Genomic DNA, 26,387 nt, shown 5'->3' with positions numbered 1-26,387 from the left:
GACAGGACTTGGCGGCGGGTCAATCCCTCCGGTTGGCGCGGGTGTTGAGTGCAGGTGGGCGCGGATCTGCTGGGGGCAGGGCGGGCTGAGGGAAGAGGGTGCGGTAGAGGGGGCGGTCCCGGAAGGTGGTGCCGTGGTGGGGGGAATGGTGGGCGCCCGTGCGGATCACGCCGTCCGCGGTGCGTAGGATCGCCTCCACGCGATAGTTCGGGTGGAGGCCGTCGTCGCTGAGCGTCGTGGTGAAGGCGAGATCGATGGTGTCGCCGGGGACGACCGGAATCTCGGAGTCGAATAGCGGCAGGTAGACGGAGGCCCAACTCGACTTCACGGCCAGTGCGTCGAGGGGTTCGCCGTCCGGCAGGCAGCGCAGTTCCAGCCAGGTCAGGATGCCGTCGACCGAGCCGGGGCGGTCGATCACCAGGTGCGCCGCCCGGTGCTGGCCGACCAGCAGGTCACCGTTGAAGTCGAGGACCTCCACCGGCTCGCCGGGCGACAGGACGGCGTCGACGGCCGGGTCCCGGATCCGGAGCCGGACGTCGAACGGGGCGCCGTTCCAGTCGAAGATCCGTTGCAGATAGGTGACTCCCGCCGGCGAGAACGCGGGGGTACGGCCCCCGAGCAGTCCGCGCAGGCAGGCCGGGGCGGCGAGGGTGACGGCCCGGTCGGGGACGATCGTGCCGCCCGGCACGAGATGGCGCCGGCGGGCGTCCGTGAGCACGGCCGCGGCCCCCTCGGCTCCGGCGAGGGAGCCGATGACCTCCGCGACGCAGACCTCAGCCCGGGAGCCGGACTCCAGGGCGCCGGAGGCGCCGTTGAGCAGGGTGATCTCCCGTTCCAGGCCGAGGGCGTGCAGGTTGTCCAGGGCCCCCGCGTACGAGGCGGGCATCTCCTCCATGGCCACCACGTGCCGGGCGCCTGCCCTGAGCGCCTCGCGGGCCCAGACCAGCTCCTGCCCGGTTCCGAGGTCCAGCACCGTACGGCCGGGGGCGAGTCGGCTGAGGGCCGTCCGGAAGCGGCTGTTGCGTTCCTCGTCGGTGGCGAGGACACGGTACGAGGTCGGATCGTAGATCGGGTACTCGCCGATGCTCGGCCAGAGCACCGGCGCCGATGCGGGCGCGGGGGACGGCACGTCCTCTGGTGCGCCGTCGTCCACCAGGACCCGGATCACCGCGCCGCCGGCGACCACCTCGCGGACGGCCGGGGGCCGGCCGGGGCCGTCGGTACCGGGCGGCGGCGGGTCCGTGCGAGGGTCGAGGCTGGTGTCCGCACCCGTGCTCATGCCCGCCCGCCCGGGAGGGCAGCGGTCGTGGCGGCGGCGGGGGAGGCCGGCGCGCCGAAGACGTCCTTCAGCGCGGCGTCCCGGGCCCAGGCGTCGTCCAGGTCCGCCGCGACGATGCAGTACATCACGCCGTGTTCGCCGTCGAAGGCGTTGGTCAGGACGACACCGGTCCGGGTGCCGGGGTTCCACCCGGTGCCGGTGGCGGCTAGGCGCTCGACGGCCGCCGCGAAGGAGGGGACCGACCATCCCTCCGGCCAGACTCGTTCCAGGATCACCCGGTCCTCGCCGTAGCCCGGGCCGACCACCTGCTCCCCGATCACCCCGTAGATGTGGGTGGACCCGGTGACCCGGCCGTTGTACTCGGTGAACAGCACCTCCCCGTCCGGGGTGACGATCGCGTCCGCGCCGAGCGTGCCCCGGTAGCCCAGCGCGTGCAGCGGTTCGCAGAGCCGACGGCCGAGTTCGACGAGCCGCTGGAAGGTGTGCGGCTCCAGCCCGACGGCCGGCATGATCTGGCCCACCGCGTACGGTGCCGACAGCAGCTCGCCCGTGCCGGTCAGCCGGATGCCCGCGTCGGAGATCAGGAACTCGGCGAAGTAGGCGGAGCTGTCGCGGTAGTAGCGCTCGACGACGGGGCGGCTGCGTCCGCCGCCGGTGAGCCATTCCCAGCGGTCCGCCAGGTAGGCGCGGACCTCGTCGCGGTCGCGGACCTCGACGACCCGGCGGGCGCCCACCGGCCGCACCGGGCCGCTGGAGTTGAGGATCTCGTTGCCGTGGCCGCCGGAGAGGAAGTCGTGCTTCACGATGGCCGGATGGCCCAGGGCCAGCAGCTCCAGGACGGTCGGCTCGACGGCCTCGGCACTCGTGCCGACCGTCCCCTGTGGCACCGGGACTCCGGCACCGCCGGCGATCGCCCGGAAGGCCGACTTGCTGTTCAGCAGCAAGCCGCCGGCCTGGTCCACGAAGCCGTAGCCCGGCAGCGCCGCCGCGATCCCGAGCTCCCTCACGAGCCGGGCGACCGGGACGTCCGGCCAGAGGGGGAAGACCTCCGTGACCCGGCGAGTGCCGATGGCCTCGCGCAGCTCGCGCAGGAAGACCGGGTCGGCCAGCCGGTCCGGGGAGAGCGTGCCGGTCCCCGTCGCGCCCGGCGGCGGGACCACCGCGCGCAGTGAGCCGGCCGGGACCCCGGTCAGCGCGGTGACGTAGGCCAGGAAGTCGGCCTCGGGCGCCACCGGAAGCACGAGGACGTCGCCCTCACGCGCGAACCAGGCCAGCCGTTGGACCCACCAGCCGGTCCATCCGCGGTCGGTGCGCGCGTCCTCGCTGAAGTCGTTGCCGATAAGTACTCGGGTCACTGGTGTTCCCTCCCGGACGGCCGGAGCCGGCCGTCGCGTTCGACGAGTAGGGCGAGCGTGGCGATCGTCGGAGCCCGCAGGAATTCGGCGAGCCGGATCTCGACGCCCAGGTCGGCCCTGATCCGGGTCAGCAGTTCCAGCAGTCGGATGGAGTCGCCGCCGGCGGCGATGAAGTTCGTTCCGACACCGGCGGCGGTGCCGAGGACGTCGCACCAGAGGCCGGCCACCTGCCGTTCCACCGGTGTCGTCGGCAGGTCGCTACCCGGTTCGGGCCGCTCGGGCGGTGCGGGCAGTGCCGCGCGGTCGAGTTTGCCGGTCGGCCCGAGCGGCATGCGCTCGAGCACGACGGTGCGCCCCGGGACGGCGTACTCGGGCAGTTGCCTGCCCAGGTAGTCGGCCAACTCATCCTCCTCGGCGGGGAGTCCGGCGGCGCTGGTGACGTAGGCGACCAGTCGGGGCGCGCTCCCGGGCGGTGCGTCGAGCACCACCGCGGCCTGGGCGACACTCGGGTGGGCGCGCAGCCGGTTCTCCACCTCGCCCGGCTCGACGCGGTGGCCGCGGATCTTCACCTGCCGGTCCTTGCGGCCTTCGTGGACCAGCGATCCGTCGGGGAGCCTGCGGACCAGGTCCCCCGTGCGGTAGTACCGCGTACCGTCGGGGCGGGTGCCGAAGGCGGCGGCGGTCGCCTCGGCCTGTCGCCAGTAACCGAGGGCGACGCGCTCGCCGATCACCACGAGCTCGCCGGCCGTGGCGCTCGGGCGGCCATTTGCGTCCTGGAGTTCCACCCGGACGCCCTCCACCGGATGGCCGACCGGCACCGAGGGGCGGTCGGCGTCGGCGGGACCAGCACGGTGCTGGAGGATCAGGGTGCACTCGGTCGGCCCGAGGCCGTTGACCAGCACGGCATCTGCCCTGAAGTGCCGCCGGAACTGACGTAGATCGGCTCCGACGGCCTCCTCGCCGCCTAGGACGGCCACCCGCACCGACGCCAGGTCCGGGTCAGGGTCCGGGGCAGCGCCCGGGGACGGGGTTCCTTCCACCGGCAGGTCGCGCCCGGCGGTCCTGAGGGTCTTGCCGGTGCCGTCGGTGTCGTTGAGGTCGGAGAGCAGGTGCCGGAAGAGCGACGGAGTGCAGTGCAGCACAGTGGTGCCCGCACGGCTGTGCGCGGCGCGCAGCTCCGCCGCAGGGAGCAGCGGCTCCAGGACGTTCAGGCCCGCGCCGCTCAGCAGGGCGCCGAACACGTCCATGACCGCGGCGTCGAAGGTGTAGCGCGCCGTGAGCGACACCTCGTCGGAGGGGCCGATCCGGATTCGGCGGGCGTACTCCAGGGCGTGGCCGAGGACGTTGCGGTGATTCTGCACGACGGCCTTGGGGCGGCCGGTGGAGCCGGAGGTGTGCAGCAGGTAGGCGACCGAGCCGCCGGTCGGCTCCGGCAACGGAGCCCGCGGCTCCCCGCCCTCGGGGGCGGGCCCTGTCCCCGGACGGCCGGGTAGTTCGACGAGCGGCGTTCCCTGGGCCAGCGAGCGGGCCCGCTGGGCGAGCGGGGTGTCGTACGCGATCGCGGACACGTCGGCGTCGGCCAGGATCCGAGTCAGCCGTCCGTCGGGCTGGCGGGGGTCGAGCGGGACGTACGCGTTGCCGCTCTTGAGGACCGACCAGATCCCGACGACCGCGCCGAGGTCGTGTTCGCAGAGCAGGGCGATTCGCCCGCCGGCGGGGGCCGCTGCGGCCAGTCGGTGGGCGGTGGCGTCGGTGAGGCGGTCCAACTCCCGGTAGGAGTAGGCGCCCGAGGGCCCGCGGACCGCCGTGCGGTCCGGGTGGGCGGTGGCCGTCGCTCGGAACCGGCCGGTCAGCGTCCCGTCGTCGCCCGCCGGTGGTACGGTCGCTGGCGTCGTGGGTGCCTGTGTTGCGGGTGTCTGCGTCGTAGGTGCCGGGGTCGCAGCGGGTCCGTGCCGCGCCTCGACCGGGATCGCTTGAGCCTCCATCGAACTCCCTCACCACCTGGGTAGCGGACACGGCTGGATTCGGAGACCGGGAATTGCCCGCCGTGGCAGTCCGCACACGGTCGGTCCTTCGGGTGCGTGACGCACTCCCATTTCCCGCTGTTCCCCTCATGAAATCGCGGCGCCCGTCAGTGCGTCAACCGATCATCTGAGCAAAGGATTTGCGCACGGACGTCGGGAATGGCGAGACGTTCTCGCGGAAATGCGCGGTGCTCCGGAAGCAGGCCCCTGCGGGAAAGGCGTCCGGCCCTGCCGGCGGGCGCCGGAGCGCGGGGCCGGACACGGGCCGACGCGGGGGTGGGGTCAGGCGCGGGCGCCCTCGCCGTGCCAGGAGCGCCAGAGGGCGGCGTAGGCGCCGTCCAGTCCGAGCAGGTCCCGGTGCGGCCCGCTCTCCACGATGCGGCCGTCCTCCAGGACGACCACCCGGTCGGCGTCGTAGGCGGTGTGCAGCCGGTGGGCGATGGAGATCACCGTGCGGCCCTGGGAGACGGCCGCCAGCGACCGTTCCAGGTCGCGGGCGAGCCGCGGGTTGAGGAGTGAGGTCGCCTCGTCGAGGACGAGGGTGTGCGGGTCGGTGAGCAGCAGCCGGGCGAGCGAGAGCTGCTGGGCCTCGGCCGGGGAGAGCCGGCGACCGCCGTCGTGGAGCGGGGTGTCCAGGCCCAGTTCGGTGACCCAGCCGTCGGCGCCGACGGCCGTCAGCGCCCGGTCGATCTCGCGGTCGTCGGCGGTGGACCGTGCCAGGAGGAGGTTGTCGCGGACGGAACCCCGGAAGACGTGGTAATCCTGGGTCACCATGGCGATCTCGGCGCGCAGTTCGGACCGGGACAGGCGGTCCAGGGGAAGGCCCGCGACGGTGATCGAACCCGCGCGGGGCCGGTCGATCCCGGCGATCAGCCGGCCGAGGGTGGATTTGCCCGCGCCGGACGGTCCGACGACGGCGAGCCGTTCCCCCGCGCGGACGGTCAGGTCTATGTCGTGCAGGACGTCGGGTCCGCCCTGGTAGGCGTGGCTGACTGAGAGCAGCACGATGTCCCGCGCCGCGGTCCCTGCTCCAGCCCCGGTCCCTGCCCACGCCCGGGTCGGTGTCCTGACCCGTGCCTTCACCCGTGCCTCCGTCCGCGGCGCGGACGGGACCGCGGGGTCCACCGCGTCGGTGCCCGGTCGGTCCTCTTGCGGACGGCCCCCGCCCGCCCCGCCCACCGCGGCCGCCTCGCTCACCCCGAGCAGGCGCGCCATCGAGGCGCCGCCGACCTGCAGCTTGTCCTGCTGGTAGAGCAGCACGTCGATCTGGCCCGCTAGCTGCTGGGCGTACAGGGTGGCCGCGGTGACCGCCCCGAGGGAGACCCAACCCCGGTCGTAGCCGATGCCGCCGAGGACGAGCGTGGCGATCGTCGGGACGGCGATGGCCGTGTCGGTGACGGGCAGGAAGACGCTGCGCAGCCAGAGCGTGTGGCGCTCGGCGCCGTACGACTCCCGGGCCGCCCGCCGCATCCGCTCCACCCGCCATGGGGCGGTGCCGAGGGCCTCGACCGTCCGGGCGCCCTCGACGGTCTCGGTGAGCACCTCGGCGGTGCGGGCGTAGGAGGAGCGCTCGCGCAGGTACCCGTCACGGGCCCGGGCCAGGTACCAGCGGGCCGCCGGCCACAGCAGCGGGAGGGCGAGCAGGCAGGGCACGACCATGAGCGGGCCGGTCAGCAGGAGGGCGCCGAGGGTGGTGACGATCGCGGTGAGCGCGACCAGGGAGCTCGGCACGGCGTCCCGGACGATGCGCGCCAGCGCGTCGACGTCCCTGGTCGAGCGGGTGACGAGGTCGCCGACCCCGGCGCTCTCGACCCTGGCGAGGGGAAGCCGGAGCAGGTCGCGGACGAAGTCCTCGCGAAGCTCGGCGATGACCTGCTCGGCGAGCCGGGCGGACTGGTGGACGGCCAGGCCGATCAGGACGGACTGGGTCAGCAGGAAGCCGAGGATCGCCGGCACCACGGTGGTGACGGTGTCCTGGCCGGCTTGGACGTCCTCCACCAACCGGCCCAGTAGCCAGGGAGCGGTCAGCCCGAGGGCGGCGGCCAGCGCGTGCAGCACCAGCACGGGGACGAGGCGGACGGGGTGGCGTAGCAGGAGGCGCCGGGCGTGGCGGCGGACGGTCTTCGAGGAGACGACGGGCAGTGCGGTCACCTGGGGTCGCTCCCTCGGGTCACGAGTGCGTGGTAGTCGGCGTCGGCGAGCAGGGCGCTGTGCGGGCCCTCGCCGACCACGGAGAGGTCGCGGACGTACAGGACGGTGTCGGCCTCGCCGAGTACGGTCGCGCTGGTGGTGAACACGACGGTGGTGCGCCGGGCGCGTCCGGCTCGCAGCCGCTGGGCGACGCGGGTCTCGGTGTGAGCGTCCAGGGCGCCGGTCGGCTCGACCAGCACCAGGACCTCGGGGGCGACGGCCAGGGCGCGCAGGAGCCGCAGCCGCTGGCGCTCGCCGCCGGAGAGGTCGCGTGCGCCCGGCTGCACTTCGCTGTCCAGTCCCTGCGGGAGCCGGTCGATGACATCGGTGGCGGAGGCGGTGCGGGCATGCGCGGCGAGGGCGCCCGCACCCGCCCGGTCCAGGGGGTCGAGTTCGAGCCCGAGGCGGCCGGCAAACAGGTGGTCGTCGTTGTGGACCACGAGGATCCGCTCGCGCACGGCGGCCAGCGGCAGCTCGGTGAGCGGAACGTCGCCCCAGGTGACGGCGGAGTCGGTGTAGCGGCCGAGCCGGTCGGCGAGTTCGGCGGCCTCACCGGTCGAGGAGCAGGCGATGGCGGTGAACTCCCCGTGCCGGATCTTGAGTCCGGACTCCGGGTCGACGAGTTCCGCGGGCCCGGGCGGCAGGTCGGCGGCGCCCTGGTCGGCCAGGTGCGGTTCGAGCGCTAGGAAGCGGCTCACCCGGGCGGCGGAGACCTGGGCGCGGGTGAGGAGTTCAGCCGTCTCGGTCAGCCAGCGCAGCGGAGTCACCAGGAAGACCGCGTACCCGTAGAAGGCGATCAGACGGCCGACGCTCAGTTCGCTGGCGAGGACCAAGTCGGCGCCCCGCCACACGATCGCGGTGGCGAGCAGACCGGGGACGAGGACCTTCACCCCGGACAGGGCCGCCTCGACCCGGGCCGTGCGGGTGGCTAGGCGCCGGGTGAGCTGCGATTCGAGCCGGTAGCGCTCGGCGAGGCGCTGCTCGCCGCCGAAGCCGTGCAGCACCCGCAGGCCGCCGGCGATGTCCACGGCCATGCCCATGAGTTCGCCCTGCTGTCGGCGCAGGTCCTGCTGGCGCCGCCGCAGCGGCCCGAGGAGGAGCGCGAGCAGCCAGAAGTTGACGCCCACGCCGACCAGCACGATCAGGCCGAGCTGCCAGGAGGAGGACAGCACGATGGTGGCGACCACGCCGATCGCCACCACGGCGCCCACTCCGCGGGAGCCGGCGGCGAGCGCGGCCCCGAGCGGTTCGATGTCCCCGACGCCGATGCTCACCACCTCGCCGCTGGTGGTCCGGGCCCGCAGGCCAGACCCGAGGCGGGCGGCCTGCGCGTTGATCAGGTGCACCAGGTGGTACGAGGGGCCGGTCATGCTCCTGAAGTCGCACCGCTCCTGGGCCAGTCCGGCGATCGACTGGGCCAGCACCAGGGCGACCAGCAGGCCGGCCCAGCGCAGCAGGGCCGGTCTGTCGTGGGCGACGAGTCCCCGGTCGACGGCGAGACCGATGACCACGGGGATGAACGAACGTGCGAGCATTCCCGCGATTCCGGCGACCACGCCGAATGTGACGGGAACGCGGAACCGTTTGCCGAGAGTGCGTAGCAGGAGGTTCGGTCGGTGGTATTCCACTGAGTTCTGGCCCGACATCACGTCGGTGGGGGCCGGTCCGGACATTCGGCGAGACTAGCACCGCCGAAGGGAAGCCAGTCACGCAATCGAAGGCGTGCAACACGCACGTGACACTACGTCAATCATGTTCGTTGCCAAGGGGGTAGCGAATGCCATCGAGTGCGCGCGCCGCCTCCTCCAGAGCGATCCCGGTGTGCGCGTGGTCCTCCTGGTCGACGCCGTTCAGCAGCACGTGGTCGACACCGGCCCGCAGGTACGCGCCGAGGGCCGCGCCCACGTCCTGGTAGGAGCCCACGAGGAAGGGCGCGCTGGCCCGGCCGCTGCGGAACGCGCCCAGCCAGTAGGTGCCGTCCGTCGGGTCCGCCGCGTCGGCGCCGTCCTCGGCGGCCTCCCGCTCGACGGCCAAGTTGGCGAGGTCGCGCGCCCAGTGGTTCCGCGAACCGGTCTTGAGCACGGTCTCCTGCCGGGCCAGCCAGGTCTGGGGGAAGCGCAGGTTCGCGACCCGGCGGGCCTCCGCGCGGCTCTCGCGGCTCACGATGCCGATCCGGATGCCGAGTTCACCCCGGTAGCCGGCCCGCCGCAGCGGATCCAGCGACTCCTCGCGCCAACGCTCGAAGGGCAGCGGGTGGGTGACCACCACGTCCGCCTCGTCCACCGCGAGTGCCACGCTCTGCGGCGACGAGCCCGCGATGAAGACCTTGCACCCGGCCAGCACCGCGGCCCGGGGTTCGAGCCGAAGACGGCGGTACGTGTAGTGCTCGCCGGTGAGTTCCGCCTCGGCACCCGCCAGCAGCGCCCGCAGGACCTGGGCGTACTCCCGTAACCGCCGGTAGCGCCCGTCGTGGTCCAGACGCTCGCCTATGCTGTGCATCTCGTCGTCCCGGGCCCCCGCCACCAGATTGAAGTACAGCGGACGGCCGTAGAGTTCGGCGTATGCGGCGGCGCAGGCGGCGGCGGTGTGCGGGGGTGTGCCGGAGGGCTGGACGGCGACGAGCGGGGTCAGCTCGGGGCTGACCGCGCCGATGTAGGAGGCGACCGTCCAGGGGTCGACCTCACGCAGGTTGTGCGGCACCAGGATGCCCGACCAGCCGGCCGCCTCGGCGGCGCGCGCGGTCGCCGCGACCCGGGCCCGGTAGGCACCGGGTACGGGCACCGGACCCTCGCCGGGCCGTGAGGGCGGGGTCACCGAGTAGACGTGCACGTGTGTCCCTTCACCAGGCCACCGGAAGCCGGTGGACGCCGTAGAAGCCCATGTCGCCGCCGAGCGGGACCTCCCCGGCGGGGACGGCGAGCCGCAGGTCGGGGAAGCGGGCGGCCAGTGCCGGGTAGGCGACGCGTAGTTGGAGCCGCGCCAGGTTCTGCCCGATGCACTGGTGAATGCCGTGCCCGAAGGCGATGTGCCCGCCGGTGGCGCGGGCGAGGTCGAGCCGGTCCGGATGAGGGAACCGCTGCGGGTCGCGGTTGGCCGCCGAGAGCGAGATGGTGACGCTCTCGCCCGCCCTGATCGTCCGTCCGTCGAGCTCGACGTCCTCCAACGGCGTTCGGGGGACACCGAAGTGGAAGATCGACAGGTAGCGCAGCAGTTCCTCGACCGCGTTGTCGGCCAGGTCCGGCCGCTCGCGCAGGCGCCGCCACTCACGGGGGTGCGAGAGCAGGGCGAAGACGCCGAGGCCGAGCATGCCGGCGACGGTCTCGTGGCCGGCGGTGAGCAGCAGGACGCCGGCCCCGGCCACCTCGGCGTCGGTGAGGTCGCTGGTGGAGGCCATCCGGCTGAGTAGGTCATCGCCGGGGACCCGGCGCTTGTGCCGGACCAGGCGCAGCAGGAAGTCGTCGAGCGCGCGCATCGCCTCGACGCCTTCCCCGGCGTCGGCGGTGAGGCTGAACAGGACCGTGCTGTTGTGCTGGAACTCGGCCCGGTCCCCGTACGGGACGCCGAGGAGTTCGCAGATGGCGGTGGACGGGACGGGCAGCGCGAAGTGCTCGACCAGGTCGGCCGGCGGGCCGGCCTGCGCCAGCGCGTCCAGATGCCCCTCGACGGTCCGCTCGATCCGGGGCCGGAGTTCGGCCATCCGGCGCGCGGTGAAGCTGCTGATGACCAGCCGCTTGTACCGGGTGTGCTCGGGCGGATCGAGGTCGACGAACCAGCCGGGCTGGACCTCTGCGCCGATGAAAGGGTCGGCGGCCGGACGCGGGACCGGCACGTGCTTGAGGTCGGCCCGTGCGCTGAACCGGTCGTCGGCCAGGACGGTCCGGGCCAGTCGGTGGCTGGTGACCAGCCAGCCGAGGTGGCCGTCCGGATAGGCGAGCCGGCGCAGTGGGGTGCTCTCCCGGTACCGGCCCAGCTCGGGCGGCGGGTCGAACGGGCAGGAGCGGGCGGTGGGGTGGCGGACGGGCTCGGGTTCGAGCGCCTGCTCGGGGGGCACGGCGGTTCCTCTCGCTCGATGGTGTGGGGCGCTGAGGGGCGGGGTGATCAGGGGCCGCCGGGGAGCGGGGCACAGTACTCGGGGCACCCGGCTCAGGACTCAGGACTTGGTGCTCGGTGCTCGGCGCTCAGGGCTTGGTGGCGACGGTGAGGCCGTGTTCGAAGGGGAGTCCGGCCACCGTCGCGACGTCGACGCAGCCGGCCTCGCGCAGCCAGCGTTCGTAGTCGGCGGCCGGGTAGGCCATGCCGCCGCCGCTGGCGAGGACGTTCAGGTAGAGCGAGAGCCGGGCCGAGTAGATGCCCCGGCGCTCCTCCTCGTCGATCACGAACCCGTAGACGAACACCCGCCCCCCGCTGGGCAGCGCTTCGACGGCCTTGGCGAGCAGCTGTCGGATCCGGTCGGCGGGGAACACCTCCAGGACGTGGCTGAACAGCACCGCGTCCGCGCCCGGTGGGAACGGGTCGTTCAGGATGTCGCCGGGGCGCAGGGTGATCCGGTTGCGTCCGGCGAAGGGCTCGGCCCGGTCGGCGAGCTCGCTGACACTCGGGGTGTCCAGCACGGTGATCCGGGTCGCGGGGAAGCGACCGGCGAGGTGGCGGGCCGTCGTGCCGTCGCCGCCGCCGACGTCCAGCAGTTCACCGACCCCGGTCAGGTCGATGTGCTCCAACAGCGCGGGAAGGGTCCGGAGGCTGAAGGCGGCCATCGAGGCGTGGAACACGGCCTCCAGCTCGGGGTTGTGGGCGAGGCGCCGGTAGAGCGTGGGTTCCTCGCCCCGGTGGTCGGCCAGCGCGGTGTTGGTGCCGGCGCGGAGCGCGGCGGTGGTGTGGGCGAAGGCGGGGTTGTAGATCCGCTGCCAGCCGTCGAGGATGTGCCGCCAGCCGTCCGGGCCGTCCGAGGTGAGCGTCTCTTCGGCGAACCGGGAGTTGACGTAGCCGCCGTCCCGTACGTCCAGGAGTTCGGTGGCGCACAGGGCGTGCAGCAGGACGCGGGTCTGGTGGGCGGGTAGGCCCGTGAAGGCGCGGATGTCCTCGAAGGCCGGCGGCGCCGGGTGGCGGGACACGTAGCCGAAGAGGTCCAGTTCCAGCCCGGCGACGAGCGCGCTGAAGAGGGCCGGGCCGTTGACGATCAGGTCGAAGCGCTCGCGGACCGGGTCGGTCTCTCGGGAGTCGGTCATCGGTGGGGTCCTTCCTCTCGGGGCTGCAGTCCGACCTGTTCGACGGCCAGGATCGACCAGGCGTGCGGACCGGTGGCGGAGACGAGCAGGCGGTGACCGGGCCGGGTGCGGCCGTCGGCGGCGAGTTGTTCCAGGGTGATCAGCAGGTCGGCGGAGAAGCTGTGGGCCAGTCCGGCGACGTCGCCGAGGAGGAGCCGGTCCTGGCCGAAGCCCATCGCGGTGGCGAGGAACCCCTGGCTCTGGAGGCGGTAGTTGGCGAAGACGACGGCGTCGAAGTCCTCCGGGCTGCGGCCGGTCTCCGCGAGGATGTCGGTCACCGCGTCGGTGGCGAGCTCCACGATGTCCAGCAGTCCCGGAGCGGATCGCGATCCGGCCCTGACCGAGGTACGCAGGCCCACCGCGTCGATCCGGAAGGTGGCGGAGCGCCGGTCCGGTGGGGAGCGGGTCAGCACGCCGGCGGCAGCGCCGTCGCTGAACACCGAGAGGCCGGACTTCATCAGCCGTCCGCCCGCCGGGGCGCGGTCGGCCGAGATCAGCAGGACGCGCCGGTGGCGTCCGGAGGCGAGCGCGTCCCCCGCGATCCGCAGCGCGGGGCCCAGGTTGGCGCAGCCGTGCCCGGCCAGGGCCAGGTACTCGACGGTCGGCAGGCCGAGCCGGTCGGCCAGCCGGGCCAGCGAGTCGGCGATGTCCTCGTCGTTCTCGCTGATGTAGAGCAGCAGATCGGGCGCGCCGTCAGCGAGTTCGAGGGTGCGCTCGCCCGCGAGCGCGGCGAGTCGCCAGATCGGCAGTTCGCTCTGCCGGTAGGAGGCCAGGCCGTGGAGCGGGTCGGTGAGTTCCTCGGCGCCGGGTTCGGCGAGGCTGGCGATCGGCCGCGGCTCACCGTGCACGTGGGCCAGCGCCGACAGGTACAGGTCGCTCATCGGGTGCCCCCGGGTGCGTACGGTTCCCCCGTCGGCCGGTCCGGGCCGACACCCGCCGGCGCGGCCGGCGCGACCGGCGCTGGGCCCGGCGAGCGCCCCGGGTCAGTGGCGTCTTCCGGCGGCGGGCTTGGTGGCGGGCCTGGCGGTTCGGCAGCCAGCCGTGCCACCAGGCGGGTGACCAGCCCGGCGGCCGACGCAGGGTGCTCCCGGTCGAACGCGGGGCCGAGCACCGAGCGAGCGTTGGCCGGCGTGCCGGCGTCCTCTCCGAGGAACGGCGGACGGGCGCCGAGCACCAGGGTCAGCCGGCGCAGCACCTCGTCACCACTGCGGCCGGCGTGCTCGGTCAGCAGCCGCAGCCAGCGGCGGTAGTCGGTACGCGGCAGCGCCGGGCCGCCGGCGTCGACGGCGTCCAGCACCGCGCTCCACGGCAGCGGCTGCTGTCCGGTGAGGTGGTAGGCGCGGCCGAGACCGTCGGGGGCCAGGGCGAGGCGGCGCAGGACGCCGGCCGTCCAGTCCACCGGCGCGGGCCGCAGCACGGCCTCGTAGTCCGGGGCCGTGCCCAGGCGCACGACGGCGGTGAGCACCTGGACCAGCAGGTCCTGCGGATTGTGGCCGGCGGTGGCGCTGTTGACGAACAGGCGGCCCGTGCGGTGGATCGCCACCGGCAGGCCGCGTTCGGCGGCGGTGGCGGCCAGCCGGTCGGCCACCCACTTGCTCTGCTCGTAGCCGCTGGCCAGATCGGTCGGGGCGGGGAGCCGCAGGGTCTCCTCGACCGGGGTGTCCGGGCCGAAGACGGCGAGCGTGGAGATGTGGTGCACCGGAACCGGTGTCGGGCCCTGGGCGGCGAGCCGCAGGATCTCCTGGGTGCCGTCGACATTGACGGGCTTGAGCGCCTCGTAGGGCAGGGCCAGGTTGACCCGGGCGCCGGCGTGGACGACCAGGTCGAGACCGCGCCCCAGGGCCGCGTAGCCGGCGTTGCCCAGTCCCAGCCGGGGGCGGCCGAGGTCGCCCGGCCACGGGCGGACGGCCCGGGACGGTTCGGCCAGTCCGTAGCGGGCGGCGGCCGCCCGCAGCCGTTCGGCCGCGGCGGGGGAGTCCGGGGCCCGGACCAGGCAGCGGATCTCCCGTGCGCCGGCGGCGGCCAGTTCGGCGAGCAGGTGCGCCCCGAGGAAGCCGGTGGCGCCGGTGAGCAGCACGGTGGGTGCGCTCATCGCACGGCCTCCCCGGGGGCGATGGCGGCGTCCAGGACCGCGTCCGCCTCCAGGAGCGCCGCGGACGGCGGGCCGGGCGTGGGGTGGCCGGGCGTCGGCTCCTCGGAGGTGGAGGCGGTGCCGCGCAGCATGGCGGCGAGCGCCCGGACGGTCGGGTGCCGGAACACGTCGGGAAGGGTGAGGGAGGTGTCGAACTCCCGCTCGGCCTCGATGGTGAACCGCATCGCGATCAGGGAGTCGCCGCCCAGGAGGAAGAAGTCGTCGTGCCGGCCGACCCGGTCGGCGCCGAGCAGCCGTTCCCAGAGGGTGCACAGGCGCCGCTCGACATCGTCGGCCGGCGGTCGGTACCCGGCGGCTGGCGCCCCGGTGGCGGCCGCCGGTTCGGGCAGCGCCAGCCGGTCGACCTTGCCGCTGGGTGTCAGCGGGACGGCGGGGATCTCGGTCAGCAGGGTGGGGATCAGGTGGGCGGGCAGCGTCTCGGCGAGTGCGGCCAGCACCTGGCGGGCGAGTGCGGGGCCGGCGCGGTCCGGTTCGGGGACGAGGTAGCCGGCGAGGACGGTGTGCTCGCCTCGCCGCCGCAGTGCGGCGGCGGCGTCACGGACCCCGGGCGCGGCCCGCAGGGCCGCCTCGACCTCGCCGAGTTCGACCCGGAAGCCGCGGATCTTCACCTGGTCGTCTGCGCGCCCGAGGAAGCGCAGCTCCCCGGAGGGGCCGAGCACGACCCTGTCCCCGGTGCGGTAGAGCCGTTCGCCGGGCCCGGCTGTCGGGTCGGGGGGGAAGCGTTCCCGGGTCAGGTCCGGCCTTCGGTAGTAGCCCTCGGCCAACGCCCTTCCCCCGATGAAGAGTTCGCCGGGGACGCCGGGCGGCAGTGGCTGGAGCCGGTCGTCGAGGACGCTCAGCCGGGTGCCGGCGACCGGGTGGCCGAGCTGCACGCTCGGTCCGTCGAGATCGGCCGGCCCCACCCGGTGCACGGCGGCCCACACGGTCGCCTCGGTCGGTCCGTAGAAGTTCCACAACTCGGCAGGCCAGTCGAGCAGGGTGCGGGCGAGGTCGGAGGGCAGTGCCTCACCGCCGGCGAAGACCCGGCGCAGGGCGCCGCCCTCCGGTAGGCCCAGGCGGGCCAGTTCGCGCAGGACGGACGGGGTGAGGCAGAGCACGGTGACGGCCTCCTCGGCGAGCAGGGCGCGCAGGCCCGTGGGTGCGTGCTGTTGGGCGGCGGTGGCGATCACCAGCCGGGCGCCGGTCAGCAGCGGGGCCCAGATCTCCCAGGCGCTGACGTCGAAGGTGAAGGTGTGGCTGGACACCCAGACGTCGTCCTCGCCGAACCCGAGTTCCGTGCTCGTGCCGTGGACGAGCCCGGCCAGCGCGTCCTGGCGGACGGCCACCGGTTTGGGCCGCCCGGTGGAACCCGAGGTGTAGGTGATGTAGGCGAGTGCGCCGGGCGGGGTCGGCCGGGCCGGGGTGTGGGGTCGGTCGGCGGTGGCGGCGAGAAGCTCCTCGACCAGCAGTATCGCCGGGTCCGAAGGGTCCGAAGGGTCCACCGGTACCGGAGGACCCGCCGGGTCCGCGGCCAGCGCCCGGTGCAGCGCGCCCGCGTCGGCGGCGCCGGTCACCACGGTGCCCGCTCCGCAGTCCCGGAGCAGGGTGGCGGTCCGGCCAGCCGGCTGGCCGGGGTCGAGCGGCAGGTAGGGCCGGCCCGCCTTCAGGACGCCGAGCATGACGGCCACCGCGTCGGGCGTGCGAGGCAGGTGGATTCCCACCGGTGCCGGCGCGGCCCCGGGGGCGGTCCCGGCGGCAGCGGTGGTGAGCCCGGCGGCTACGGCGTCGGAAAGCCGGTCGAGGTCCCGGTAGGTCAGCCGGGCCCCGGCGCCGACGACCGCGACGCGCCCGGGGTGGGCGCCCGCCCGGGCGGCGAACAGCTCCGCGAGGCCGGGCTCCGGGCCCGCCGGCGGGGGGCCGTGCAGGACGAGGGCGCGGGCCTCCTCCTCGCCCAGCAGCGGCAGCCCGGCCACTGGGACGTCCGGCTCCTCGATGAGGCCGTCCAGCAACCGTGTCCAGTGCCGGGCGAGTTGCTCCGCTCGGGGGCGGTCCAGCAGGTCGCTGCGGTATTCCCAGGCGCATTCCATCGCCCCTGCGACCGGTGTGACGTCCAGGCTCAGGTCGAACCGGGCGAAGCGCCGGTCGTCCGGCAGCGGCAGCGTCTGGGTGCCGGCCAGCTCAGGTTCGGCCGGCGGCTGGTTGTGCAGCGCGAAGAAGACCTGGAAGACGGGGTTGGCGCCGGGATCGCGGGGCAGCCGCAGCCGCGAGACGATCCGTTCGAAGGGAACGTCCTGGTGGGTGAAGGAGTCGAGCGCCGCGTCCCGGACCAGGCGGACGAGCCCCACCCCGGTCAGCGGCCCGGACAGGTCGGCCCTGATGACCACGGTGTTGGTGAACAGGCCGACCAGTGACTCCAGTCCGGGCTCCTCGCGGCCGGACACCGGGGTGCCGACCAGCAGGTCGGTACGTCCGCTGTAGCGGTGCAGCAGGAGTAGGTAGGCCGCCAGCAGGACGTGGTACGGGGTCGCGCCGGCCCGTGCGGCCAGCGCGCCGATCCGCCGGACGACGGCGACCGGCAGCCGATGTCCGTGGAGTCCGCCCGTCCGGCCCGGCACGGCCGGGCGCGGGTCGGCCAGCGGCAGGTCGAACCTGGCGGGAAGGTCCCGGAGGCGGTCGAGCCACCAGTCGAGCCCCGGGCGCTCCCGGCCCGCGCGCAGCCGTTCGGCCCGGCGCAGCGCGACGTCGGCGTACTGCGGGCGGGGCGGGCCCTGGTCGTCGCGCAGGGCAGGGGCGGGTGGGCGGCCCTCCACGGCGGCCCGGTACAGCTCGGCGAGTTCGGCGCGGAGCACGGAGACGGACCAGCCGTCGATGAGCAGGTGGTGCGCGACCAGGACGAAGAGGTACTCCTCGGTGCCCAGCCGGGCGAGGCCGGCGGTGGCGAGCGGCCCGGTCTCCACGTTCATCGGCGCGGCGGCCAGCGCGGCCGCCCAGCGGTCGGCGCCGGCCTGCCGGCCTGCCGCCGGGAGCGTCCTCAGGTCGGTCTCGGCCAAGGGCAGTTCGCCTTGCCGGTGCACGACCTGGAGCAGTTCGTCGCCGAGCGTGAAGGTGGTGCGCAGCGGTTCGTGCCGGGTGACCAGGGCGCTCAGTGCCGTCCGCAGGGCGTCCGGGTCGAGCGGCCCCTCGACCCGGACGGCGACGACTGGCATCTGGTAGGCCGGGCTGCCGCCGTCGTAGCGGTCGAGGAAGAGCAGCCGGCGCTGGGCAGGGGTGGTCGGGAAGGTGTCGCGCGGTCCGTTCCGGGGGGCGGCCTCCAGCCGGGCCGGAGGGGTGCGCCGGGCCGCGGGGCCCGCCCGTCGCGGACCGTCGGACGCGGGCGCGGCGGCCGCCAATCCGGCGAGCGCGGTGAGGACGCCGCCCAGGGTGGGGTCGCGCAGGAAGGCCCGAATGGGCAGCTCCAGGCCCCAGTCGCGGTGCAGCCGGTTGAGCAGCAACATCGCGGTGACCGAGGTGCCGCCGTGGTCGAGGAAGTTGTCGTGCGGGGCGGCCTGCTCGACACGGAGCAGTTCCTGCCACAGTGCGGTGACGCCGCGGACGAGGCCGGCGGGGTCGCGGGAGTCGGTGGCCACTCAAACCTCCTGATGGGATCGGGGCGGACGGTCGGTCAGCCGCGGCCGGCTGCGGCGAACGCGGTGACGGGGTCGAAGACGGCGTCCGGATCGAGGTGGGCCGGGTCGTCGAAGAAGTGGGGCCGGCCGAACGAGGCGCGGATCTCCGGTGCGTCAGGACCGCGTCCGGGCGCCGCCCGGCGGGCGTGGCCGAGGGCCGCCGCGATGAGCCGGATGCTCCGCGGGCCGGCGCCCTCGAAGGTGACCTCGTTGGTGCCGAGCCTGATCATGGGGCCGTCCCAGCCGGGCAGCCGGCTCAGCCGGTTGACCCGCAGTCCCACCGCCGTCACCCGGTCGAAGAAGCGCTGGGTGTCCTCCGGGTCGCCGATCCGGACCCAGACCTGGTGCGTGCGGGTGAACGTCTCGCCGGCCTTGGCCACCTCGAAGCCCTCCTCGTGCAGGCTCTCGGCGAGCAGCTCGGCGTTGGCGAGGGTCGCGGCGGCGTACCCGGCGCCGAAGTGCTCGAACTCGGCGGCGGCCAGGCCCAGGGAGAGGCTCTCGGCGAAGTGGTGGCTGCTGATGAGCCGCATGTCGGCCTCGTGGAAGCGTTCGGCCACGTCCGGCCGGTCGGTGATCAGCACGCCCTTGTGCGGGCCGGGGAAGGTCTTGTGGGTGGAGCCCCCCATGGAGTCGGCGCCCGCCTCCAGCGGGTGGGGCACCGCCCCGCCGAGTACCAGGCCGAGGGTGTGGCTGCAGTCAACGTGGACCGGAACGCCGCGCCCGTGCCGGCGCACAGTTTCCACGACGGCCGCCACGTCGGGCAGGTGCAGGCTGTGCTGGAGGTCGAGGTAGACCAGGCCCGGCGTGCCCTCGCGCAGTGCACGGACCAGGTCGTCCCGGTCGACCCGCCCGGACCGGAAGGCCACCGTGGCCGAGCGGTAGCCGAGGTGTTCGACCACCTCCCGGGTCGCGTAGTGGCCGCCGTGTTCGTCGCCCACGCTGATCACGGTGTTGCCGCGGGGCCCGGCGAGCGCGGCGATGGCGAGCGTCATCGCGCTCATCCCGGAGACCGGCCTGGTGTTCACGTGACGGGCGCCGGAGAGCCGCGCGAGGCTGCCCGCCGCGACCTCGCTCTCCAGCCGGTGGGCGGCCAGGCCGCCGCGGAAGCCGGAGTGCTCGTCGAAGAAGTACCGGTTGTAGAAGTCGGTGGCCAGTGGCAGGGCGGCCAGCGGGGAGAGCCGGGTCTCGCTGGGAACCAGGTTCACGGCGGCGCGGTTGCGGCGGTCGGCGTCGCGCAGCTCGTCGACGAGCTGCTGGAGCCGTGCGGGCGGCAGGGGCTGCGGGCCGGGGACGGGGACGGCGTTGGGGCGGTCGGTCATCGTTGCTGTCCGCTCGTCGGGCCGGCCGGTGCAACCGGACGGGTGTCTGGGGTGGGGTGGATTGGCGCGGTGCCCGGGGACGCGTGGACGGGCCCGCTCGTACCGCGCCCGCGCGGGACGGACTCGGCTCCGGCGGTCCTCGTCCGACGGCCGCCGGACGGGGCCGTCGGGAGGTCGCGCAGGAAGCGGGCCAGCCGGTCGACGCCCTCCTCGATCTGGTCCGGGTCGAGGTAGCTGCACGAGAGGCGCAGCTCGTGGTCGCCGGCGCCGTCCAGGTGGAACGCGGACATCGGCGTCCAGAGCACGCCGTACCGCGAGGCGGAGTACTCCAGCAGCTCGGCGTCGACCGGGCACGGCAGGCGCAGCCGTACGAAGAACCCGCCGGTGGGCCGATTCCAGGAGATCCCCGGCGGCACGCCCGGGGCGTCGGGGGAGAGCCGGCGCCGCAGCGCCCGCAGCAGCAGGTCGAGATTGCGCCGGTACAGGACGGAGCGCTCCCGGCCCAGCGCGGCGAGGGAGCCGCCGTGCTCCAGCAGCATCCCGCCGACCACGGCCTGGCCGATCGGCGAGGTGTTCACCGTCACCACGGTCTTGGCGGCGGCGAGCTCATCGGCGAGCAGCCGGCCGGTGCCGCGTGCGCCGTCCGTGTCGCGCACCGGCTGGTCGGCGACGACGAAGCCGACCCGGACGCCGGGAAGGCAGACCTTGGCGAAGGTGCCCAGGTGGATCACCCGGCCGTCGGTGTCCAGCGATTTCAGAGTGGGCAGGGCGGCGCCGGGTGCGGCCGTGAAACCGTACGCGCCGTCCTCCAGGATCAGGAAGTCCTCCCGTCGCGCGGCGGCCAGCAGCCGTAGCCGGGCGGGCTGGTCGAGCACGGTGCCGGACGGGTTGGAGTAGTCGGGGGCGACGTACAGGGTCCGCACCCGGCGGCCGACCGACCTGGCCGCCCGGCAGACCCCGGCGAGTTCGTCGAAGTCGATCCCGACGGGGCTCTCGTGGACCGGCAGGACGCCGATGTCCAGCAGCCGGGCCGCGCCGAGGACGCCGGGGAAGCACGGGGTGACAGCCGCCAGCAGGTCGTCCGTGGAGCGGTGCAGCACGCGCAGCGCCAGCAGCATGCCCTCCTGGGCGCCGACGGTCACCACGATCGCGCGCTCCGGCACGTCCAGGCCCTGGTCGAGCCGCAGCGCCCGCGCCAGCAGGTCGTTGATCAGGCCGCGGCTCGGCCCGTACTCCGCCAGCAGGAGCCGGGCTCGATCAGGCTCCAGGCCGCGGTCGTCGCCGAGGTGGTCCAGGTAGCGCCGGACGTACCGGTCGAGGTCGAGTTCGCGCAGGAGGGCGGGGTGCGGGGCGCCGGGGGCGAAGGAGACCGCGTCCGGGTAGCGGCCCATCACCTCGTTCAGGAACCCGATCGAGCCGAGCACCGGCTCGGCCAGCGCGCCGTGCAGATCACGCCGGTCGATCGTCGGCACGTTCGTCCCCCTCCGGTCGGGGCCGGGCGATCCGGCCGATCACGTCCTCGCTGTGGAGCCGCAGCGCCTGGGTCACGGCGAACTCCGCCAGGTACGCCTGGAACCGCTCAGGCGGCTCCTCGGCGAGCTGGAGCATGCGCCGGTTGGCGAGGACCGCCGGGTTGTCGAAGGCGGCCACGGCGGCTTCCACGGCCGCGTCCATCCCGTCGGAGGGCACCACCTCGTCGCAGACCAAGGAGGCCTGCGGGTCGGTAGCAGTGATGACCTGCCCGGTGAGGATGACGCGGCGGGCGGCCCTGGCACCGGTGAGACGGGGCAGCCGCAGGTTGGCGACGCCCGGCACGATGCCCTCTTGGGCGGCGGGAAGGCTGAAGTAGGCGTCCTCGGTGGCGATGACCCGGTCGAGGACGAGCAGCAGCTGCATCCCGCCGCCGATCGCGAACGAGTCCACCGCGCCGATCCACGGCTTCTGGACGGTGCGATGCGGGAACGATTCGACGCCGGGCACCGGAAGTAGTCCGCGGGTGATCTTGCCGATCGGCCCGAGTTCGCGGCGGAGCAGGAAGTCCACGAAGGAGATGCGGCCCTCGCGCAGGTCGGTGAGGTTGATCCCCGCGCTGAAGACCCGCCGGCCCGCGTGGCGGGGGTGGGTCATCTCGCCCCCACGCAGCACCCCCACCGTGACCTGGTCGTCCAGCAGGGTGAGATCGACGGCGGTCTCCAGGTCGTCGACGAGTGCGTCGTCCTCCGCGTTGAGACAGCGGGTGTTGCGCAGGGTCAGGTGGGCGGCCGCCCCCCTGCGTTCGATCAGGACCACGCCCAGGTCGAGCCGTCCGGTCCGGCGGAACCTGGAGAGCAGGTCGAGCGCCCGCCGAGTGGGCAGCAGCATGGCGTCGGTCAGGTGTGGTCCCGCCGTGGGGGAGCGGAGCAGGCCGCGGAAGAGGATGCCCTGGTCGATCTCCCGCCCCTCCTTGTCGGCTTGGGCGAGGGCGCGTTCGGCGTCGAGCTGCGCGCGGGTCGGTACCAGGCCGGGGAAGCGGTCGGCCGCGGCGCGAGCCAGCGCGTCTATGCGCAGGTGGACCGAGCGTGCCCCGGTCAGCTCGTCGTAGACCGCCTCCGCGTGGTGGGCAATGAAGTGGTCGCGCAGCGTGCGGGCGGCCTGCAGGATCCGGGCAGCCGCGTCGCGCTGGCGGCGGTCGCGCTGGGGCACGGCGGGCAAGGTGGCGAGCTCGCGTTCGGCCGCCGCGGCGTAGTGGGCGAGCGCGGTCGCGTCCTCGGCCAGGCCGGCCCCGAGGGGCGGCGGGGTCGTCCCCCACGTCGCTGGGTCGGCGTCCCACGCCATCGGGTCGCCGTCGCGCACTGCCGGGCGTCCGGCCCGGTCGGGGCCGTGGACCGTGAGGTCGCCGCTCACTGGTCGGCGTCCCGTCCGGGGCCCGCCGCGGGCCCCGGGCCGGCGGGGGTGTGCGGCGGCGGCGCGTCGGTGCCGCCGCCGGTGAGGCGGCGCAACTCCCGGTCACAGGCGGCGAGATGCATCCCGAGTGCATCCTCGTAGGGTGTGGCGCCCGCCTCCAGTAACAGGGCGCGCCGGACGGCCAGTTCGGCGCCGGCCGCCCGGCCGAGCCAGACCGTGGCGGTGCGGACGGCGTCCGGCACGTCGTCGGCGACCTCGTCCACCAGTCCGGTCCCCAGGGCCCGCTCGGCAGTCAACTCAGTTCCCCAGAGCACCAGTTGCCGGGCCCGAGCGGCGCCCAGCTGGGTGACCAACCGGTGGATGCCGGTCCCTGGCCAGAAGTGGCCGTCGTTGACCGGCAGGAGCAACCGCAGATCGGCCCCGGCGATCCGGTAGTCCGCCGCCAGCAGCAGGTCCAGCGCCGGGCCTGCGCAGGTGCCTGACGCCACCGCGATGCTCACCGCGGGCGACCGCTCCAGCCGGCGGACCGCCCGCTCCCACCGGTTGACGTCCTGGATCCGGGCCCTACCCGGCCAGGATCGGTCCTCCCCGGTCCCGGCAGCCGGGCGCAGCACCACCACCGCCTGCGGCTGCTCCTCCACCCGGTCGCAGAGCTCATTGAGTCGGGCGGTCAGTGCGGGCAGCCCCGACCCGCCGTCGAACTCCAGGTGGTGGCCGAGGCCGTCCGTTCGCTCGTCCACCTCATGCCATGTGCCCATCGCCGTCATGTCCCTTCTGCCGGCTTCGACCGGACTGTGCTCCGTTGCCGCTCGCATCCGTTCTTGGTTGCGCGCACCTGAGTCCGCGCCCGTTCCTGTTTCCGTACCTGGGCCCGCACCCGAGTCCGCGCTCGCCTCCATAGACGGTGGCCGCCACGCCCGTACGCCGGTGGTCTCCGTCACCACCGGACCAGCGCCAGTTCGATCGTCGAGCCGGGCCCCATCGTCATCAGCACCCCGTGGTCACCGGCCGCCACCACGCCCTCGTTCAGCAGGCGCTGGTAGGAGAACAGGAAGGAGCCGCTGGAGAGGTTGCCGTAGTCACGCAGGACCCCGGTGGTGTGCCGGACCTCGTGGGCGGACAGCCCCAGGTTGAGCCGCACCGAGTCGATGACCTTCTTTCCTCCGGAGTGCACGATCCAGTGGCCGATGTCGGAGCGTCGCAGTCCCGCGCTAGTGAGCAGGGAACGCAGGGCGTGCTCGGCGTTGGCCCCGACTACGTAGGGCACCTCGGGATCCAGGTAGAAGCTGAACCGTCCCTGGTCCTCGTCCCAGTCGTAGCGCATCGCGTCCACCGCGTCGGGGATGATCCAGCTGGAGAACCCCAGGACGGACGGGCCCCGCCGACCCCCGTCCGACCCCGTCGGCTGACCCTGACCCGGGTGGTCCGCGATAAGGGCCACGGCCGCCGCGCCGTCCCCGAACAGGCTGTTGACCACCGAGGTGCGCATGGTGCCGTCGAAGGCGTAGGCGGCCGAGCAGGTCTCTACGCACAGCATCAGCGCCAGGTCGCCCGGGTGGGCGCGGGCCCACGCCGAGACGGCGCCCAGCGCGTTCAGCCCGGCGTTGCACCCCATCCCGACCACGTCGAGCCGCGAGCAGTCCCGGCGCAGGCCCAGCTCCTTGATCTGCAGGGCGCTGAAGCCGGGTGTCAGGAAGCCCGTGGAGGACACCACGCACAGGTGCCGTATGTCCGAGGCCCGCGCCTCCGCTGCCTCCAGGCACGCCTCGATTGCGTCACGGCCCGTGGCCAGCCCGCCGCGGACGTGCTTGCGCAGCAACTGCCCCTGGGACTCTGGGCGGCGTAGCCCGTCCGGCCCACGTGGAGGTAACCGCAGGAAGCGGCGTTCGATCGCACTGTTCAGGAAGAGCGACCTGATCCTCGGATCCTCGACCCGTAGCTCGTCGAGCACCTCCGCCTGGGTGTACGCGTCGGGAGGCACCGCGGTACCCACCCCGACGATCCGCGCCGAGGGGCCGTCCGGCCCGGTGTCTGCGGACCCCGCGAGCCGTGTCATTTCGCTGAGCGCCATCGATCGATCCTCCCGTGCTGGTCGGAGCGGCCCGTGTGAACACCCCCGGGCCGGTACTAGATTGCGGTGCCATGCAGCCCTCCAGCACGGATGCCGGCGCAGCCGCCGAGGAACCCCGGGTCCGCTACGAGAAGCGCGGCCACGTCGCCTACGTCACCCTCGACCGACCACGGGTGCTGAATGCGATGGACCTGCGGATGCACGAGGAACTCGCCCTGATATGGGACGACTTCGAGGCCGACCCCGACCTGTGGGTCGCGGTGCTCACCGGCGCCGGGGAACGGGCCTTCTCGGTCGGCCAGGACCTCGGGGAACTGGTCGCGCGATCCCGCGCCGGTAGCGCCGGCACCTCGACTTTCGGCAGCCGCGACAAGCCCGGCTGGCCCCGGCTGACAGAGCGGTTCGACCTGACCAAGCCGGTCGTTGCGAAGGTCCGCGGTCATGCCCTCGGTGGAGGCTTCGAACTCGCCCTCGCCTGCGATCTGATCATCGCCGCCGAGGACGCCTCGTTCGCCCTCCCCGAGGTCCGTCTCGGGCTGATCGCGGGCGCCGGCGGCGTCTTCCGGCTCTCCCGCCAGCTGCCCTACAGGACCGCGATGGGCCACCTGATGACCGGACGCCCCCTCACCGCCGCCCGTGCCTACGAACTCGGCCTCGTCAACGAGGTAGTGCCAGTCGAGGAGCTCGACGCCTGCGTTGACGCCTGGGTGGCCGACCTGCTGCGCTGTGCTCCGCTGTCCGTGCGCGCGGTCAAGGAGGCGGCCGCGCGGTCGGCCACCCTGTCGCTCGAGCAGGCGTTCGCGACCCGCTATCCACAGGAGGAGGCCCGGATGTTCAGTCGGGACGCTTCGGAGGGGCCGGCGGCCTTTGTCGAGAAGCGGCCGCCGAACTGGCAGGGGCGCTGATCGCTCCCTGGTCCCGCGCCTGCCGTCCCTGCGCCTTTCCGGCTCTGCCCACCCCGCCCCGGGTACGGGGCTGGTGCCCGACCGCAGGACTCAGCTGAAGTAGTCCTCCGGCCCGCCCTCGCGAACCGTGTCCAGGGTGAAGCAGTGGAACCCCCCGCCGAACAGCCGCCGGTGGCGGTGGCGGACCGGTACCACGGTGAAGCGGTGCTTCTCCAGCGTCCGGATCAGTTCCGGGCACGCGTCGTTGACGAGTACGGTGTCCGGGCCGACCGACAGCACGTTCAGGTCGATGAAAAGACTGGTGAGGACCAGGTCGTCGTCGTCGTAGTGCGGGAAGTTGTTCGCCTCGGGCGGCGGGGGAACGATCACGTCCCACGTGCGCAGCGGCTCCGGCAGCTGGTCGCGCACGGCCTCCGAGCGGACCAGCAGCAGGCCAGGGCGCAGGGCGAGGACCATGCTGTCGATGTGGCTGTCGCTGAGCCGGTGCACCCGGTGGATGCGGAACCGACCCTCCAGGTGGCGCTCAAGCCAGTCCACCGCGAGAGCGTGGTTGGCTGTGGAGATGTTGACCACCAGGTCGCGGCCGAGCCGCAGCACCTGGGCGCCGTCGAACATCATCTCGAACCCGACGTCGTAGGGTGACGTCTTCGGGTCGGCGATCGGCTCGGTGGGACCGCCGACGGAGGCGCTGGCGTACGACAGGTCGAAGGAGGCGTCGGTCATCAACGGCCGTGGCATCACCGTCCACTTGGCACCGCGCCGGAAGTACTCCGCGAAGACCGGGGTGAGGAACTGTGTCTCGAAGTAGCGGGAACGCACCATCGGGGGTGTTTCGATGATCTCGTCGCCGAGGATCAGGGTGTTGTCGCGGACGTTCAGCGGCGGCACCACCGAGGCCGACCAGGCCGGTGTGCTGACCTCGGCGGTGGCGCTGTCCACGTCCAGGGGCCGGTGGACCTTCACCGACAGGGATTCCAGGGTCCTGGCGATCCCGTCGACGTCCTCGTTCAACTCGTCGACGTAGCGCTGTTTGATGGACTGGCGCGACGGGCGGACCGGGCCGTCCCGCCTGTCGCCGACCGCGGTCAGCCGGGGGTAGTACCACTCCGAGCGGGTGATGTTGTCGTGGAAGAACAGGTCGAACGACAGCTCGCGCTCGTGCGAGGTGTAGTTCCGGGCGGAACCGACGATCACCTCCCTGAGCGGTGACCATTCGTCATAACTGTTCAAGGACATCTGCTGCCTCCCCTGTCGTACCCGACCCGGTTGTCGGTATTGCGTCGCAATCGCCGGAAACCAGT

The 26,387-nt window shown here is 73.7% G+C and carries 18 protein-coding genes; 1 reads left to right on the top strand and 17 read right to left on the bottom strand.

Translation table 11 applies throughout. From position 1 onward, the window contains the following. Nucleotides 1-19: 19 nt before the first annotated feature. The 16 genes from ACFTWP_RS24910 to dpgA form a co-directional block, all read right to left on the bottom strand. Complete coding sequence (locus tag ACFTWP_RS24910; protein WP_380266968.1) at nucleotides 20-1,279, bottom strand: class I SAM-dependent methyltransferase; 1,260 nt, start codon at nucleotides 1,277-1,279, stop codon at nucleotides 20-22. Then, a complete protein-coding gene (locus ACFTWP_RS24905; protein WP_380266967.1) occupies nucleotides 1,276-2,634 on the bottom strand; it encodes a peptide ligase PGM1-related protein in 1,359 nt (452 codons plus the stop codon). Before ACFTWP_RS24905 ends, ACFTWP_RS24910 begins: the two co-directional genes overlap by 4 nt. Then, the gene (locus ACFTWP_RS24900; protein WP_380266966.1) at nucleotides 2,631-4,619 is read right to left on the bottom strand and encodes an AMP-binding protein; all 1,989 of its coding nucleotides are present in this window, start codon (nucleotides 4,617-4,619) and stop codon (nucleotides 2,631-2,633) included. The genes ACFTWP_RS24905 and ACFTWP_RS24900 overlap by 4 nt, the downstream gene beginning before the upstream one ends. A 321-nt stretch (nucleotides 4,620-4,940) precedes the next feature. Then, nucleotides 4,941-6,809, bottom strand: a complete 1,869-nt coding sequence (locus ACFTWP_RS24895) for an ABC transporter ATP-binding protein (RefSeq protein WP_380266964.1) — start codon at nucleotides 6,807-6,809, stop codon at nucleotides 4,941-4,943. After that, nucleotides 6,806-8,494, bottom strand: coding sequence for an ABC transporter transmembrane domain-containing protein (locus ACFTWP_RS24890; protein ID WP_380266997.1), 1,689 nt, complete (start codon nucleotides 8,492-8,494; stop codon nucleotides 6,806-6,808). The genes ACFTWP_RS24895 and ACFTWP_RS24890 overlap by 4 nt, the downstream gene beginning before the upstream one ends. A gap of 100 nt (nucleotides 8,495-8,594) precedes the next feature. Beyond that, a complete protein-coding gene (locus tag ACFTWP_RS24885; RefSeq protein WP_380266963.1) occupies nucleotides 8,595-9,629 on the bottom strand; it encodes an LLM class flavin-dependent oxidoreductase in 1,035 nt (344 codons plus the stop codon). A gap of 58 nt (nucleotides 9,630-9,687) precedes the next feature. Continuing rightward, nucleotides 9,688-10,899 carry a cytochrome P450 gene (locus tag ACFTWP_RS24880; protein ID WP_380266962.1) on the bottom strand — a complete coding sequence of 404 codons (1,212 nt, stop codon included), beginning with the start codon at nucleotides 10,897-10,899 and terminating at the stop codon, nucleotides 9,688-9,690. 127 nt (nucleotides 10,900-11,026) lie between these two features. Further along, a complete protein-coding gene (locus ACFTWP_RS24875; protein WP_380266961.1) occupies nucleotides 11,027-12,073 on the bottom strand; it encodes a methyltransferase in 1,047 nt (348 codons plus the stop codon). Further along, a complete protein-coding gene (locus tag ACFTWP_RS24870; RefSeq protein WP_380266960.1) occupies nucleotides 12,070-12,993 on the bottom strand; it encodes a 3-oxoacyl-[acyl-carrier-protein] synthase III C-terminal domain-containing protein in 924 nt (307 codons plus the stop codon). Before ACFTWP_RS24870 ends, ACFTWP_RS24875 begins: the two co-directional genes overlap by 4 nt. Beyond that, nucleotides 12,990-14,204 carry a thioester reductase domain-containing protein gene (locus tag ACFTWP_RS24865; protein ID WP_380266959.1) on the bottom strand — a complete coding sequence of 405 codons (1,215 nt, stop codon included), beginning with the start codon at nucleotides 14,202-14,204 and terminating at the stop codon, nucleotides 12,990-12,992. The genes ACFTWP_RS24870 and ACFTWP_RS24865 overlap by 4 nt, the downstream gene beginning before the upstream one ends. Next, nucleotides 14,201-17,869, bottom strand: a complete 3,669-nt coding sequence (locus tag ACFTWP_RS24860) for an amino acid adenylation domain-containing protein (RefSeq protein WP_380266958.1) — start codon at nucleotides 17,867-17,869, stop codon at nucleotides 14,201-14,203. Before ACFTWP_RS24860 ends, ACFTWP_RS24865 begins: the two co-directional genes overlap by 4 nt. Before the next feature lie 35 nt (nucleotides 17,870-17,904). Then, the gene (locus ACFTWP_RS24855) at nucleotides 17,905-19,227 is read right to left on the bottom strand and encodes a hypothetical protein (RefSeq protein ID WP_380266956.1); all 1,323 of its coding nucleotides are present in this window, start codon (nucleotides 19,225-19,227) and stop codon (nucleotides 17,905-17,907) included. Next, nucleotides 19,224-20,699, bottom strand: coding sequence for an aminotransferase class I/II-fold pyridoxal phosphate-dependent enzyme (locus ACFTWP_RS24850; protein WP_380266954.1), 1,476 nt, complete (start codon nucleotides 20,697-20,699; stop codon nucleotides 19,224-19,226). Before ACFTWP_RS24850 ends, ACFTWP_RS24855 begins: the two co-directional genes overlap by 4 nt. Continuing rightward, nucleotides 20,677-22,110, bottom strand: coding sequence for a (3,5-dihydroxyphenyl)acetyl-CoA 1,2-dioxygenase DpgC (gene dpgC, locus ACFTWP_RS24845; protein WP_380266953.1), 1,434 nt, complete (start codon nucleotides 22,108-22,110; stop codon nucleotides 20,677-20,679). Before dpgC ends, ACFTWP_RS24850 begins: the two co-directional genes overlap by 23 nt. Further along, on the bottom strand, nucleotides 22,107-22,868 hold the full coding sequence (gene dpgB / locus ACFTWP_RS24840) for an enoyl-CoA-hydratase DpgB (protein ID WP_380266952.1): 762 nt from the start codon (nucleotides 22,866-22,868) through the stop codon (nucleotides 22,107-22,109). Before dpgB ends, dpgC begins: the two co-directional genes overlap by 4 nt. 179 nt (nucleotides 22,869-23,047) lie before the next feature. Beyond that, nucleotides 23,048-24,181, bottom strand: coding sequence for a 3,5-dihydroxyphenylacetyl-CoA synthase DpgA (gene dpgA, locus ACFTWP_RS24835; protein ID WP_380266950.1), 1,134 nt, complete (start codon nucleotides 24,179-24,181; stop codon nucleotides 23,048-23,050). Nucleotides 24,182-24,252: 71 nt separating this feature from the next. Here dpgA and dpgD point away from each other — a divergent pair, with 71 nt between their 5' ends. Continuing rightward, entirely contained in the window at nucleotides 24,253-25,086 is an 834-nt protein-coding gene (gene dpgD, locus ACFTWP_RS24830; RefSeq protein ID WP_380266949.1) for an enoyl-CoA-hydratase DpgD, read from the top strand. A gap of 90 nt (nucleotides 25,087-25,176) precedes the next feature. Here the strand turns inward: dpgD and ACFTWP_RS24825 are convergent, their stop codons facing one another. Continuing rightward, a complete protein-coding gene (locus ACFTWP_RS24825) occupies nucleotides 25,177-26,322 on the bottom strand; it encodes a glycine amidinotransferase (protein ID WP_380266948.1) in 1,146 nt (381 codons plus the stop codon). Nucleotides 26,323-26,387: the final 65 nt, after the last annotated feature.

This window comes from Kitasatospora sp. NPDC057015, from assembly GCF_042673745.1.
Classification (GTDB): domain Bacteria; phylum Actinomycetota; class Actinomycetes; order Streptomycetales; family Streptomycetaceae; genus Kitasatospora.
Note: the sequence above shows the minus strand (reverse complement) of the source record. Positions and strands in the feature narration are given on the sequence as shown.